Origin of the sequence: Spirosoma sp. KNUC1025 (genome assembly GCF_045160025.1) — a bacterium.
Taxonomy (GTDB): domain Bacteria; phylum Bacteroidota; class Bacteroidia; order Cytophagales; family Spirosomataceae; genus Spirosoma.
The window spans coordinates 4,922,950-4,937,409 of record NZ_CP087139.1; the positions used below are offsets into that span (position 1 = coordinate 4,922,950).

General features: G+C 48.1%; 15 protein-coding genes. 6 read left to right on the forward strand and 9 right to left on the reverse strand.

All coding sequences use genetic code 11. The annotated features are described in order from the left end of the window. Nucleotides 1–56: 56 nt before the first annotated feature. On the reverse strand, nucleotides 57–248 hold the full coding sequence (locus tag LN737_RS21615) for an AAA family ATPase (RefSeq protein ID WP_405511896.1): 192 nt from the start codon (nucleotides 246–248) through the stop codon (nucleotides 57–59). A 154-nt stretch (nucleotides 249–402) separates the two neighbouring features. Between LN737_RS21615 and metG the strand changes: the two genes are divergently transcribed. Continuing rightward, entirely contained in the window at nucleotides 403–2,469 is a 2,067-nt protein-coding gene (metG, locus tag LN737_RS21620; RefSeq protein WP_405511897.1) for a methionine--tRNA ligase, read from the forward strand. A 36-nt stretch (nucleotides 2,470–2,505) separates the two neighbouring features. Here metG and LN737_RS21625 read toward each other — a convergent pair whose 3' ends face one another. Together LN737_RS21625 and LN737_RS21630 are read right to left on the reverse strand one after the other, a co-directional pair. Then, entirely contained in the window at nucleotides 2,506–2,964 is a 459-nt protein-coding gene (locus LN737_RS21625; RefSeq protein WP_405511898.1) for a hypothetical protein, read from the reverse strand. Nucleotides 2,965–3,041: 77 nt separating this feature from the next. Then, nucleotides 3,042–4,286, reverse strand: a complete 1,245-nt coding sequence (locus tag LN737_RS21630; protein ID WP_405511899.1) for a DUF2264 domain-containing protein — start codon at nucleotides 4,284–4,286, stop codon at nucleotides 3,042–3,044. A 210-nt stretch (nucleotides 4,287–4,496) separates the two neighbouring features. Here LN737_RS21630 and LN737_RS21635 point away from each other — a divergent pair, with 210 nt between their 5' ends. Together LN737_RS21635 and LN737_RS21640 are read left to right on the forward strand one after the other, a co-directional pair. Next, nucleotides 4,497–6,260, forward strand: a complete 1,764-nt coding sequence (locus LN737_RS21635; RefSeq protein WP_405511900.1) for an ABC transporter ATP-binding protein — start codon at nucleotides 4,497–4,499, stop codon at nucleotides 6,258–6,260. 52 nt (nucleotides 6,261–6,312) lie between these two features. After that, nucleotides 6,313–6,933 (forward strand): Uma2 family endonuclease, encoded by a 621-nt coding sequence (locus tag LN737_RS21640; RefSeq protein WP_405511901.1) that lies wholly within the window; start codon nucleotides 6,313–6,315, stop codon nucleotides 6,931–6,933. 8 nt (nucleotides 6,934–6,941) lie between these two features. Here the strand turns inward: LN737_RS21640 and LN737_RS21645 are convergent, their stop codons facing one another. Next, nucleotides 6,942–7,295 (reverse strand): hypothetical protein, encoded by a 354-nt coding sequence (locus LN737_RS21645; protein WP_405511902.1) that lies wholly within the window; start codon nucleotides 7,293–7,295, stop codon nucleotides 6,942–6,944. Nucleotides 7,296–7,361: 66 nt separating this feature from the next. Then, nucleotides 7,362–8,651, reverse strand: a complete 1,290-nt coding sequence (locus LN737_RS21650; protein ID WP_405511903.1) for a hemolysin family protein — start codon at nucleotides 8,649–8,651, stop codon at nucleotides 7,362–7,364. Nucleotides 8,652–8,766: 115 nt separating this feature from the next. Here LN737_RS21650 and LN737_RS21655 point away from each other — a divergent pair, with 115 nt between their 5' ends. Continuing rightward, nucleotides 8,767–9,474, forward strand: a complete 708-nt coding sequence (locus LN737_RS21655) for an NUDIX hydrolase (RefSeq protein WP_405511904.1) — start codon at nucleotides 8,767–8,769, stop codon at nucleotides 9,472–9,474. Nucleotides 9,475–9,502: 28 nt separating this feature from the next. Here LN737_RS21655 and coaD read toward each other — a convergent pair whose 3' ends face one another. From coaD to LN737_RS21675, 4 genes are all read right to left on the reverse strand, one after another. After that, complete coding sequence (gene coaD, locus LN737_RS21660; RefSeq protein WP_405511905.1) at nucleotides 9,503–9,979, reverse strand: pantetheine-phosphate adenylyltransferase; 477 nt, start codon at nucleotides 9,977–9,979, stop codon at nucleotides 9,503–9,505. A 73-nt stretch (nucleotides 9,980–10,052) separates the two neighbouring features. Beyond that, nucleotides 10,053–10,943, reverse strand: a complete 891-nt coding sequence (locus tag LN737_RS21665; protein WP_405511906.1) for a DUF3822 family protein — start codon at nucleotides 10,941–10,943, stop codon at nucleotides 10,053–10,055. A 111-nt stretch (nucleotides 10,944–11,054) separates the two neighbouring features. Continuing rightward, nucleotides 11,055–11,558: an NUDIX hydrolase gene (locus tag LN737_RS21670; RefSeq protein ID WP_405511907.1), complete on the reverse strand. Its 504-nt coding sequence runs from the start codon at nucleotides 11,556–11,558 to the stop codon at nucleotides 11,055–11,057. 116 nt (nucleotides 11,559–11,674) lie between these two features. Further along, a complete protein-coding gene (locus tag LN737_RS21675; RefSeq protein WP_405511908.1) occupies nucleotides 11,675–12,112 on the reverse strand; it encodes a CBS domain-containing protein in 438 nt (145 codons plus the stop codon). Nucleotides 12,113–12,256: 144 nt separating this feature from the next. On the opposite strand from LN737_RS21675, the gene LN737_RS21680 reads away from it, so the two are divergent. Together LN737_RS21680 and LN737_RS21685 are read left to right on the forward strand one after the other, a co-directional pair. Then, a complete protein-coding gene (locus LN737_RS21680; RefSeq protein WP_405511909.1) occupies nucleotides 12,257–13,747 on the forward strand; it encodes an ATP-dependent RecD-like DNA helicase in 1,491 nt (496 codons plus the stop codon). A gap of 58 nt (nucleotides 13,748–13,805) precedes the next feature. Next, nucleotides 13,806–14,438 carry a DUF4126 domain-containing protein gene (locus tag LN737_RS21685; protein WP_405511910.1) on the forward strand — a complete coding sequence of 211 codons (633 nt, stop codon included), beginning with the start codon at nucleotides 13,806–13,808 and terminating at the stop codon, nucleotides 14,436–14,438. Nucleotides 14,439–14,460 lie beyond the last annotated feature (22 nt).

A 14,460-nucleotide genomic window follows, 5' to 3' on the forward strand; every position in this document is an offset into this window, starting at 1 on the left:
TGACGAATCACCATCATAAAACAAATTAATAAGAGTTTCATAGCGAATAGCTCCATTCAAGTACTTCTTAGGATCAAGATTCCCCCCAATAACCCCAACCCCTCCAGGATATTCGATTTCCCTACGTTTGGTCTGCCGATGAATATATTCACGCGCTTACAGTCGAGCCGCAGGTCCTTGATGGACTTGAAGTTTTTGATTTCGACCCAGTTGAGGAAATTATTCGTATTCGGTGTGTTGTTCTCCATAGCAGCCCGACTGTACTGTTTGTGTAAACATAACAACGTTCGGGCCTGAATTGCTAATTTTGCGGCCAAATAAGGATTTCCGTTTCTGGTTTTCGCATTGGCTGGCCACTGCCATTCACCCGAACATCAGACCCTGAAAACCGAAACCAAGCTTATGTCTCTCGAAAACCCACAACGCTATACCGTTACGGCGGCACTCATTTACGCCAACGGCCCGATTCATATCGGACACATTGCCGGATGCTATCTCCCCGCCGACATTTACGTGCGCTACCTTCGCTCCACGGGTAAAGATGTCGCCTTTATTAGCGGCACCGATGAGCATGGTGTACCCATTACCATTAAGGCCAAAAAAGAAGGAATTACGCCAAAAGAAGTCGTGGATAAATACTACGTCCAGATTAAACAGGCTTTTCAGGATTTCGGAATCTCATTCGACATTTACTCCCGTACCTCGAATCAGATTCATCACGAAACGTCACAGGAGATTTTCCTAAACATTTACAATAACGGCGATTTCGACGAGGAGGTCACCGAACAGTATTACGACGAAGTGGCTGGGCAGTTTCTGGCCGACCGGTATATTGTTGGTACGTGCCCGGTCTGCGGAAATCCCAACGCCTACGGCGATCAGTGCGAACGCTGCGGAACGGCACTTAGCCCTACCGAACTGATTGAACCCCATTCCACACTGTCGGGTTCGAAACCCGTAATGCGTTCAACGAAAAACTGGTTTTTACCGCTCGACCGGATGCAGCCCAAAATTGAGGAGTACGTAAATAGCCATACCGAATGGAAGACCAACGTATTTGGGCAGTGCCAGTCGTGGCTGAAGGAAGGACTACGTCCACGGGCTATGACGCGCGATCTGGATTGGGGCATCAAGGTTCCACTCCCCAACGCTGAAGGAAAAGTCCTTTACGTGTGGTTCGACGCACCGATTGGCTACATTTCGATGACCAAAGAATGGGCCTCTGAACAAGGGCGCGACTGGGAACTCTACTGGCGCGACAAGGATACGAAGCTGGTGCATTTTATTGGTAAGGATAACATTGTTTTTCACTGCATTATTTTTCCGGCTATGCTGATGGCCGAGGGCAGCTATATTCTGGCCGACAACGTACCGGCGAATGAGTTTATGAACCTTGAGGGCGATAAAATCAGTACGTCGCGCAACTGGGCCGTCTGGCTACACGAATACCTGGACGAACTGCCGGGCAAACAGGATGTGCTACGCTACGTACTGGCGGCCAACGCCCCCGAAACCAAAGACAGTGAGTTTACCTGGAAAGATTTTCAGGCGCGCAATAACTCCGAGCTGGTCGGTATTCTGGGCAATTTCGTGAACCGGGCCGTTGTGCTGACGCATAAAATGGCTGACGGACACGTACCGCTTACGGCTGAACTTACCGCCTACGACCAGCAGGTGCTGGACGAGCTGGCCCAGTTCCCCGACCGTATCGGGCAGTCGATAGCCAGTTACCGCTTTCGGGAAGCTTTAGGTCATTTGATGGATCTGGCGCGTTTAGGTAATAAATACCTCGCCGAAACTGAACCCTGGAAAGCCATAAAAACCGATCCGCAACGGGCCCATACGATCCTGAATATTGCGTTGCAGATTACGGCGAATCTGAGCATCGTTTGCGAACCGTTTTTACCGTTTACGGCCGAAAAACTGCGGGCTCAGCTTAATATGACCGAGCACTTTAACTGGACCAACGCCGGTCGGGCTGACTTACTGGTGGAAGGACACGCCCTAGGGCAGGCACCAGCCGGACCAGGCGATTTGCTGTTTGCCAAAATTGAAGACGACGAAATCAATAAACAGATTCAGAAATTACTGAATGCCAAACGAATGAATGAATTAGCCACCAAAGAAGTACCGGAAATCCGGGCAGAAATCACCTACGACGATTTTGCGAAAATGGACATCCGTATCGGCACAATTACCGAAGCCGAACGCGTACCCAAAAGCGATAAACTTCTGAAACTGAAAGTCGATGACGGTTTTGGTGGCCGACAGATACTGAGTGGAATTGCCAAACATTTTACACCGGAAGAGGTAATTGGCAAACAGGTTACGTTCCTGGCGAACCTGGCTCCCCGTAAAATGATGGGCATGGAGTCGCAGGGAATGATTCTCATGGCTGAAGACCGCGATGGAAAGCTGTCGCTCATCACACCGGGTGAGGCCATCTGGAATGGCGGAATGGTTTCTTAAAAAGAAGGGCTCACTTTTAGGTGAGCCCTTCTTTTTTTACTCTGCTTTGGGTTCATCGACCGTTTGCAAGGCTCGCTTTCGGCTGCCAACTATTTTGCTATCGAGTGTTTTGCTGTACATTTTAACCGGCTCGTTGATCACCATATTTGGCCCTACAGTTCGCGATTCAATAACCTCATACTCGATCACATCACTGACCCGAAGCACCTGATAGTAGTCATTTTTGAAGCGACGCCAGATGTTTCCTTTTGCATCCGAATACCCCCAGACTGTCTTTCTGGAAACTATTCTGCGCTCGCCATTGCGGAGAGTCAGTTTCAAATTCTTACCTATAAAACCGCTTGGCTTTATTCGGGCAATCGAGTCGGCTGTACTAGGCTGATTCAACTCTTTGCTGCTGTATAACAACCGATTAGGTTCTATTGTAAACGTCGCAACGGTTTTAGGCGAGCAGGCGCCCAGCACAATTAGAAGTAGTACCGTAAGCTTTTTCATACCATTAGCACGTAACAAACTGCCTTCATCTAGCTAAAGTTACAGAACGCTACGTTGTTTTTCAACTACCCATTTTTCTAGGTTTTGATGGCATGGTCGGTTGTAATGTCCTGGCCCGACCATATTTTTTTGGCGGTCCAGTCGGTGGCCGGAGCAGCCCAGAACGGGTCGGAAGGGGGCAAGCCCAGTGGCAAAAACGCTACCGAACATAAATACAAGCTGCCCGTTGAGATATACGTTTCACCAATGGAAGGCTGATGTCCGCACAGACCAATTTGCAGCCATCCTTTTGCGTCAAACGTACCAGGCGCATCCATTGTCCGGCGGATTACCGCCGTTAGCGCAGAACGTACCTGTGCGGCCGACAATTCCGTAGGCAGATTTTTCTGTAAAGCCGTCTGAGCTAATAGCTGGAAGGCTCCGCACCGGTACGCTAATGACCGCCCGAAAGCGGCAAAAGAGCCATCCGGTCCGATAAGACGCTCCTGCACCATAGCGTAGCGCTGCGCACGAGTCAGTACGGTCTCGTACAAACTTTTGTCGGCTTTTTTTGCATCAACCAGCACCTGAACTACGTCCAGCAACATCGGCTGAATCACATAACTATTATAGTAATCCCAGTGAAAATCAGGGCCATCGCCATAAGCTCCATCGCCTTTATACCAGGCCTGATGCTGTCGAATGGCATAATCCATCCGCACCTCATCGCCTGATCCGGTGTATTTCAGGAGAGCCGCTTCCACCATTGCCGTAAACAGAAGCCAGTTGCTATACCCCGGCTTAATGATCCGGCTTGCCTGCAGGGCTTTTACTACGTTAGCCTGTTCATCGGCCTGTAAAGCAGCCCACAATCTGGGAGAACGTACCAATCCGTGCGCCAGAAAAGCCGCATCGACAAGCGGTTGGCCGCCTTTTGTGAAGTTGAGAAAATCAGGCGATTGGGGGTTCACACCATTGGCAATGGCTTGTCGGGCAGTGGCCAGATAGCGTTGGCGCAAACGTCCTTCTGCTGAGTCATCAGCACTGAGTTCAAGCCAGGGCGCGAGTCCGGCCATTGTTCTGCCCAGAGCTTCGAGGTGAGAAACAGCAATACGGCTGTCCTGCTGCCCAGACGCCGACTCAACGGGCATGGTTGCTTTCAGACGATTTTGTGCCAGGGCATTTAAAACCGGGTCAGCAATTTTCAGTAATGTTTGCAGCCAGTAGGCCCGATCATCGGCCGCCGTTGTTACGGTAGAGAAGAGGGGCTTAGCGTTTGGTTCGCCAACTGTCAAACTTAGGGGCAAGGCGGTGGCTAATCGGGCAAATGTCCGTCGCTTCATATAGGTATTTTCATTGTCTGGCAATGGTGGTGTTCTGAACAAAATGTGGACGTTTCATCACTATGAATACACTGTTACGTAGTCAAAAAAGCGGCTTTATTCCGTTTTTACTGTTTATTCGGCCAGTATCCCGGCTGCGCCTGATCGAAAGCTGAAACGTTCGATTTAAAAATGCTGTTACCTGTCTAAACTCGCCATTTTTATTTTCCTGTGAACGAAGAACAGAAAAGCAGCGGTCGAATTTTCGACTGGGCTATCCTCCGACGCCTTTACACGTTTGTTAAGCCCTATCAAGCCCGTTTTTATCTCCTGGTTGGTGTAATCCTGCTATCGGCTTGTCTGGCTCCGCTGACACCTTTGCTGATTCGCTACACGATTGATAATGTCATTTCAATGGGCGATTACCAGCAACTGACGCTCATGCTGATCATCATGATCGGTGTTCTTGTAGTGCAGGCTATCGTTCAGTTTTCAAATACGTACCTGTCGGGATGGCTCGGCCAATACGTCATTCGTGATATTCGGGTTCAGCTGTATCGGAAGATTTTACAGCTGCGTCTGAAATTCTTCGACAATACGCCTATTGGTCGACTGGTGACCCGATCTATCTCTGATGTAGAAACGCTCGCCGATGTATTCAGCGAGGGGATGGCCGCCATTGCAGGCGATATTCTGCAGCTGGTGCTGATCATTGGCGTCATGTTTTATACCGACTGGCGGCTGGCCGCAATTAGCCTGTCAACCATTCCGCTGATGCTGTTCAGTACGTATGTCTTCAAGGAAAAAATCAAGAAATCATTCAATGAAGTACGTACTGCCGTCGCTAATCTGAACTCGTTTGTGCAGGAGCATATCACCGGCATGAACATCGTACAGATTTTTAGCAGCGAAAAAATCGAAGCCGAGAAGTTCCGCGTTATCAATGCCGAGCACCGCGATGCCAACATCCGTTCGATCTGGTATTATTCGGTGTATTATCCCGTAGCAGATATTATTTCGGCGGTGGCCGTTGGGCTGGTGGTCTGGTATGGCGCTCAGCAGATTATTCATTCCGACGTTACGTTCGGGACCATCACGGCGTTCGTCATGTTTATTAACTTATTTTTTCGCCCCATTCGGATGCTGGCCGACCGCTTCAATACGCTCCAGATGGGTATCGTCAGCACCGACCGGATTTTGAAATTATTGGACAGCGATGAGTTTACGGCCAATAGTGGCACGTATACACCTGATATTATTCGGGGTGAGGTCGAGTTTAAAAACGTCTGGTTTGCCTACAATAACGAGGATTGGGTGCTGCGCGACATTTCATTTCGAGTGAAGGCGGGCGAAACAGTTGCCTTTGTGGGGGCAACGGGGGCTGGCAAATCATCCATTATTAACCTGCTGAGCCGCTTCTACGACATCAACAAAGGCGAAATTCTGGTAGATCGTATTGATGTTCACGATTATGAACTGGGTCACCTTCGGCGAAATATCGGGGTTGTCCTTCAGGATGTTTTCTTATTCTCCGACACCATCGAGAATAACATTACGTTAGGCGACAAAAGCATTACCCGCGAAAAGATCGTTGAAGCCGCTAAACTGGTTGGCGTTCACGATTTTATTGAGCGGTTGCCGGGCGGCTACGAATACAACGTAATGGAACGCGGCTCTACCCTTTCGGTTGGTCAGCGACAACTGATTTCGTTTGTGCGGGCGATGGTGCAGAACCCCAGAATCATTGTCCTTGACGAAGCTACTTCGTCGGTAGATACGGAAACCGAAGAAATGATTCAGGAAGCGATTGGGAAGCTTATGAAAGGCCGGACGGCTATTGTTATAGCACACCGCCTGTCGACTATTCAGAAAGCGAATAACATTATTGTGGTCGACAAAGGGCATATCGTAGAGCAGGGCAACCACGAAGAACTTCTTCAGCACGAAGGTTTCTACGCCAATCTGTATCGGATGCAGTATAAGGAAGTTGTGTAGATATAAGCTATAGCCGCTAATTTTTCTATATTTGGTTCAAAAGAGTGTACGTATGCCTACCCCTACTACAACCAAAGCTACTCCAAAACGGAAACGGAAAATACCAGATTATCTGGTGTATGAAGTCATGGACGGTAAGCCTATTTATTACCGGGGCTATCAGTCTGTGCTCAACAAAACCAAGACATTGGAGGACGTTATGGGTTGTAGTTCGCTTCAGGCTGAATTAATTACGTATTTACTACGAATTATTTTTCGTGTATTTGACGAAAAGAAATATCGGATACTCACCAATGAGATCGGTAGTCATATCGACACTGGAAACAATCTCTCGAACGACATTGCCATTTTCGATAAAGCTGTACTAACGGCCGACAAGATCAACAAAAAATACCCCGACGTTCCTCCTAAAATAGCGATTGAAATCGATACCGAAGCCGACGTATCAGAGCTTACCGGTTTTGGCTACGTTTACAAAAAATCGAAAAAATTACTTGATTTTGGTGTAGAACGTATCATCTGGATCATGATTGGTACCAAAACCGTTACTGTAATGGAGCCTGGTCGAGACTGGCAGGTACGTGAATGGGATACCGACATTGAGTTGATGGACGGCCAGACCTTCAACATTGCCAAATACTTAGACGAAGAAGGAATTGTCGTCGAAGAATGAACAGCGATTTAATCGCCGAAAATTCGCTCCTCTTCCTCAGGGCCCGCTCCCGTAGTTCCTTCCGTAATGACGTCATGCCCCGACACATTGGGCTTCTCATTCATCGGCCCAGGGCCGCTGCCGTCAAGCGCATAAGCGATGGAATCGGCCAGGTTATCAGGGGCAAGTTTGGCAGGCTCAGTAGTATCGTCCTGATCTGTTGACGAATCGATAGGCTCGGGGTACTGCTCGTTGGCATCCTGATTGATCACTTCCTCATCGGCATTCGGATCATTATCCATTCCCGTGGGAACCGCATCGACGGAGCGGACATTGGTAGTTCCGCCGGTCAATTCACTGGAGTCAGGCTTGAAATAGCGCATGGTTTGTTGATGAGTCTGATTCTCATCTATAACCACCAAAACCGCGAAGCTGTTTATTAAGCCAGCTTATTCTTCGTCCTGTTTCTTCACCAGAATCTTATCAATGCGGCTTTTGTCCATATCGACAATCTCAAAATTGTACTGATGCCAGACAAACGTTTCGCCCGTTTTAGGGATGTCTTTCAGGATATGAAGGGCAAACCCGCCGAGCGTATCAAAGCCCGTGAATTCACGACGGCTCTGTGTATTAAGCGTAATGTTGAAATAAGACAGGAAGTCCTCAAAAGGCAGTTGGGCATCAATCAGATAACTTCCATCTTCACGTACCCGAATTTCATAATCCGAATTAACATCATCGTTGATATCGCCAACCAGCATGTCCAGAATATCGTTGAGCGTGATAATACCCAACACCCCACCATATTCGTCAACAATGACACCAACGTACTGCCTACGCTCCCGAAATCGCTCCAGCACCTGATACGCCCGGTTATTCTCCGGAACAAACAAGGCGTCGCGTTTCATGTCGTTCAGATGTAGTAGTTCCGTATCCAGATCTTTACCCAAAAAATCTTTGGAATAAATAAGTCCCACTACTTCATCAACACCCCCGTTACAAAGCGGATATACGGAATGCTTGAATTCCAGAATCTTGGCTTTGTTTTCGGCAAGCTCATCTTCCATGTCAAGGTAAATGATTTCCTGACGATTGGTCATCAGAGAAGTGATCTTACGGTCGCCAAGCTGGAATACGTTCTGCACAATTTCCTGCTCAATTTCTTCAATAGCCCCACCAGAAGTACCTTCCTGAATCAGGCTTTTGATTTCCTCTTCCGTTACGGCATTCTCGTTGGGCTTTATATTCAGCAACTTAAGTAGTAAATCGCTTGACAGCGTCAGCAACGTAATGAAGGGCGAGGTCAGTTTTGACAGAAAAATCATTGGTGCAGCCATTGTTTTGGCAATGCCTTCTGGATTGGATAAACCGATACGTTTCGGCACCAATTCACCGAACACAAGGGAGAGGTAAGTCAGCAGCAAAAGCACCAGTACAACCGCTATCGAATGAGCATAGGGCTGAAACACCTCAATCTGGGCCACAAAGTTCTGGACGTCGTCGGTCAGTTTATCGCCCAAGAAAATACCGAGTAAAATACCGATCAACGTAATCCCGATCTGTACTGTCGATAAAAATCGGTTGGGAGAGTTTGATAGGTCCAGGGCGATCTGTGCACGCCGATCTCCGTTCTTAGCGGCCGTTTCTAACCTGGATTTACGGGATGAAACTAAGGCGATTTCTGACATGGAGAATACGCCATTCAGAATCGTAAGCAGCAAAATGATGAGAAGTTCCACAAAGGGAGATGTTGGCCTGTTGCAAAAATATAGAAACAGAATGTGTTTGCAACACGTTCACTGATACGTAAGACCGCTTGTTTTGCTACTTTTGCCCCTCGAACCTGCATTTCCGATGATTGTTTTCATTAACGACCACCCAATTCGGCTCGTTGGCGCAAAAGCCGCTGCGAAATTAACAGAACCAGAATTGGTTCGTGGCTCCGTCCTTGTGGATTACGACCTGATAATTGATGCCCGACTGGAAGTTTTAAAGCAAGACGCGCTACATGGCCACCTGCTGGTGCTCAATTCGACCCCAGCTACCATTAGCCGGCTGTTGACCCTGCTCCAGAAAGCCGATTCCAGTCAGCTCCTGTCAATCACGCTGGGTTGCCAAAACAAAGAAGCCTGTGAAGATGCCATCAAGAAACCGTTCAAGATTATCAAGGCAGCTGGTGGCGTTGTCGTGAAGAGTAATAAACTGTTGCTTATGTTTCGCCGGGGTGTTTGGGATTTGCCCAAAGGCAAACTCGACGATGGTGAATCATCGAGGCAGGGTGCCGCCCGCGAAGTTCAGGAAGAAACCGGTGTTCGGGTAACGGTAGGCGACCGGATCTGTACAACCTGGCACACGTATACACTCAACGGGAACCGTATTCTGAAACGAACGAAATGGTATCGGATGAGCGTACTGGACGACAGCCGGATGGCTCCGCAAGTTGATGAAGATATTGAGAAACTGGCTTGGCTCGACCCACGCGAAACCCAACTGGCGCTGACCAATTCGTTTAGTTCAATCCGTTACGTAATCGAGTCGATGAATAAAGTAGTCAGTCGATAAAGAAGTCAGCAGCGATTGTTCTTTAAAATTATTGCTGGCTCACTGGCTGGTCAACCAGTTTATACGGCAAAAAGGTATCGACAGCCTGACCGTACCGGTGAAGATCGCGGATGATACTCGAACTTACGGGGGCAAGATGTGGAGACGTAATCAGAAATACGGTTTCGACGTCTTCATAAATGTACCGGTTCACCTGCGATATACCGTTTTCGTACTCAAAATCGGTCGTGTTACGTAGCCCCCGTAACAAAAATTTTGCGCCCACATCGCGGGCCACATTCGCAGTCAAGCCATCGTAGCTGATCACCCGTACAGCCGGTTCATGCTGAAAAGCGCCCTCAATCAGGCTTATCATCTGTTCCAGCGGAAAGTAACGGGCTTTGCTCGCGTTACGCCCTATCCCGATTACAATTTCATCGAACAGGCGCAAACCGCGCAATACAATATCTTCATGACCTTTCGTAAATGGATCAAACGAGCCGGGAAACAGAGCAATTTTTTTCATGCTGCATGAATGAGTGAAAGAGCGGGTTGTTGAAAGAGCGAAAAGGTATTCCGGCACTCTTCTGCTCTCTGACTTATTCGTTCATCAAAGCTAATCCATATAAACTTAAATACCGATGGTCGGGCAGTTCGTTAAATTCCGCGGCCAGTGTCAGGCCGGGCGGCACCTGACCAAATGCCAGATGGGGCAAATAACGACTTAGTTCAGTGTAAGCGTCAGAAAAAGGGGTAATTTCACCATACAGTGAAATGGATATGTCTTTGGGTGTCAGGCTCTGCTCATCCAGTACGTAAAGCACGTAATACACCAGATCCTGAACGTTTTTGTACCCGAAGCGATTGCAATACTGCAACTGATGTGCCTTTCGGTGAACAACCGTCACGAGTTCGTCTTCGAAAAATAAATAGATGCTGTCGGGCGTCAGTACGTGCCGGTCCAGATTTGTTGTCGCCTGTAATAAAGCACTGACTTGATGGACGTACGTTAGAGGCTGTAGCGGATACACTTCCGAAAAATAGTCAGCCAACGGATGTTCGAGGTTAAAAACAGACAGAAATCCTTCCTCTTCATGACCGTACGCCTGGGCAAATTCATGAGCCGGCAAGGCACTTCCGCGCATAAGCGCTAAGTAGCTGCCCGCGTATTCTTTCCGATAAAGTGATTTAGGAACTAACGTAAAAGATGGCGAGTTAACGCCGATACGAATCTCCTGCCATGGCTTGGCCGACAATACCGGATGATCGCGAAAGATATTGGGAAGTAAGCCCGTCAGCGGCTGGTTCGTCAGCAAAGACGGGAAGGCATAATCTTCGAGGTACAAAACCCGGCTGCGACTATCCCGCACCAATACTCGGAACCGATCCCGTCCTACTTCCAGACACAAAACTAACTGGTCGGTATGGGTAAGATTGAACGCGTCAGAACGTATTATTACAGTGGGGGCTAAGGTCACAGTGGTTTGCACAACTTCAGATGACTGTTTATTGGGCGGATGAATGCGTTATAAACCTACTAAAAAGTTAGCAAACTGTATAACTATCTCCGGGAATAGGTACCTAATGGTAATTACTTTTATTTACTGGAGATATCCTCGTAGGTTGAATACATCTTCCAGCGACTCACAGTACCGAAACAACGCATGGACTTCCTCAGGCGGATAGCTTTTTATTTCGTCAAAGCTCATTAACCGAACCTCTTCGATAATTTGTCCATCGGCACTCATTTCAGGATCAATACCCTGCCGGAGCGACCCACCCGTTACGTGCACGGTAAAAAACAATTCCATGGCATGAAGAGGAGGCTGCATAAATTCATTGACGAACAGCATATCGCCAATTTCAACCTCCAGACCCGTTTCCTCCAGAAATTCTCGGGTCAATGCATCCGGTGCGGTTTCGCTGAATTGGGCACCTCCTCCCGGCGGGCACCAGAACGTATCCGTAGGGCCAATACCCCGATGTCGAACCATAAGTAAGCGGTCGCCTTCCCGGTGTAGCCCGCAGACACGTAATCGTAGGCGATTTCCGTACAATTTCCGTACTTCTTCCCGAGGCTTATCTACTTCCACAGCTTGCGTCACGATAATATTACGTGTTTAAGGGACGCAAAGGTAGGTTTTAAATGATGAATTATAAATGATGAATGATGGGTCAACAAGGATTCATCATTCATCATTTATAATTCATCATTCATCATTTAATAAGGGCTTCCGGAAATATAACTTTCGAGCGAGTCGATGCGGGTTTTCTGATCGCGGATAATAGCGCTCACTACGTCATTGATCGATATTATTCCCAGGAGTCGACCATCGCTCATGACGGGGAGGTGGCGGATATGCTTATCCGACATAATAACCATGCAATCGTCTAAACTTTGTTCGGGCTCAATGGTAATGACATTAGCTGTCATAACATCGGCAATGCGGGTATCATCGGAATGACGTCCCTTCAGGATCACCTTACGGGCATAATCCCGTTCGGAGAAAATTCCGGTCAGTACTCCCCGGTCGACTACCAAAACGGCTCCGATGTTTTTTTCGGCCATGAGTTTGAGGGCATCGAGCACTGTTTCATCCGATGAGACGGTATACAGGGCATTAATTTTTTTACCTTGAAGGATTTGGCGTATTTTCATGATGGAGAGCGGTTTAGTAATGGCTCAAGTTATAAAAAAAGGGACAGGGATGAAAGTATACAGGCGAGAAAGACCTAAAAATAGTAAAAAATACCTACTAATTCTCCTATTTTTTCATTCCTCGTTTTTTCGTAACTTTAGAATATGAACGAGACCCAAACGGCCGCGCATTTATTGGCCAAACGCTTTCCTTTTAAGCCCACCGCTGGTCAGGTACAATTTTTCGAACAGATTGGCGCGTTCATCACCCACGACGATTTTGAGCATTACCGCGATTGTTTTCTGCTACGTGGGTACGCTGGTACTGGTAAAACTACTTTGGTCGGTACGCTCATTAAAGTGCTGCCCCGGTTTGGTTATAAATCCATTCTGCTGGCTCCTACAGGTCGCGCGGCTAAAGTGATGACGAACTATGCCAAGAAACCGGCGCAGACCATTCACCGGAAAATTTACCGGCAGGTGGCCGATCCGGGTTTGGGGTCACTGGCTTTCCAGCGGCAGAAAAATTACCACGAAGACACCCTCTTTATTGTCGATGAGGCCTCGATGATTTCTGACGAAGCCGATTTCGGTGGCAAGGGTTTACTTACTGACCTTATCGAATATGTTTTCGAAAATCCGGGCAACAAGTTGATGCTCGTTGGCGATACGGCTCAGTTGCCACCTGTTGGGCGCGAGTTAAGTCCCGCTTTGGATCGGGGGTTTCTGGCCAGCTCATTTGACATGGTGGTTTATGAACAGGAACTGACCGAAGTAATGCGGCAGGATGAAGAATCCGGAATTCTGTACAATGCTACGGGCTTACGCATGCTGCTCGACGAAGCCTCTCCTACCCCCAAAGCTGTAGGTTTTGACGCGCTTCTGAATGATAAGCCCACTACGTCTTCTTCCGAATCGCCCGTTATCCAGCTGAACGTACGGTCGTTTCAGGACATCTATAAAATGCCCCTGACGAAACTCGAAGATGGAATACGGTACGCGTATGACAAATATGGTCGGGAAAATACCGCCATCATTTGCCGGTCAAATAAAACGGCGGTTCAATACAACCAGTTTGTCCGTCGCATGATCGATCAGTGCGAAGAGGAACTCGACGCGGGCGATATGCTTATGATTGCCCGAAATAACTATACGGTACTTGACGAGGATTCACCTGCGGGATTTCTGGCCAATGGTGAGTTTGCTGAAGTGCAGAAAATACGAAATAAAGAGGAGATGCACGGATTTCGGTTTGCCACCGTTACGTTGCGGTTAGTCGATTACGAAGATCAGCCTGACTTCGACGCGAAAATCATGCTCGATACGTTGCACACACCTGTGCCCTCCCTAACATCGGACCAGTACAAAGCGCTCTATGAGAGCGTAATGAAGGATTATTTTTACATCAAAAGCAAAAAAGAACGAGCGGAAGCAATACGTCGCGACCCTTATTTAAATGCGTTACAGGTAAAATTTGCCTATGCCCTCACCTGTCACAAAGCACAGGGCGGCCAGTGGAGTGCCATCTTTATTGACCAGGGCTTTTTGCCTGATGGTCAGGTTAATGATGAGTTTGTACGATGGCTCTACACGGCCTTAACCCGCGCTACTGACGAAGCTTACCTGATGAATTTCAGCCCCCAGTTTTTCGAGTAAACTAAACCTTTAGCTTTCCGGCAAGGTTTGGTAGTTGGTTAACCCATTCACGATTCTTATGTCCATCGAGTGGATTATTAGCGCCTGCATAGGCGTTGGTCTGGCCGCCTGTTGCGGTTTTCGGGTATTTGTTCCGCTCTTGGTGGCCAGTGTCGCTACCAAATTTGGCTTTATCAGCCCTGTAGGTGGTTTCGAGTGGTTAAGCGATTGGCCGACTCTGATCGGTCTGTCGGTAGCTACGATCTTTGAAATTGGTTCTTACTACATTCCCTGGCTCGATAACATTCTGGATACCATAGCTACACCCGCGTCTGTCATAGCCGGAACGTTGGTCAGCACGTCGTTTCTGCACATCGATATACCCGCTTTTCAATGGGGGCTTGGCCTGATTTTAGGAGGCAGTTCAGCCGGTATTATCCAGGCGGGTACTAGTTTACTACGGTTAGGGTCATCCGTAACCACTGGCGGCATTGCGAACCCAGTTGTGGCAACCGGTGAGAATGTCGCGTCGGTTGGTCTGTCGCTGTTCACGATTTTACTGCCTCTGGTTGCTATCGTGGTGATCGGGCTGGTCATGCTGTTCATTATCGGCCGGTTGATTGCCCGACGAAAAATCTGGTTTACCCGACCGTCGAAACAGGCGGGTGGAGCTGTCAGCAAATTTCCCCGAAGCAGTAATGGCCAATCTTAAAGCGACTTTTCTCTAAACAAAA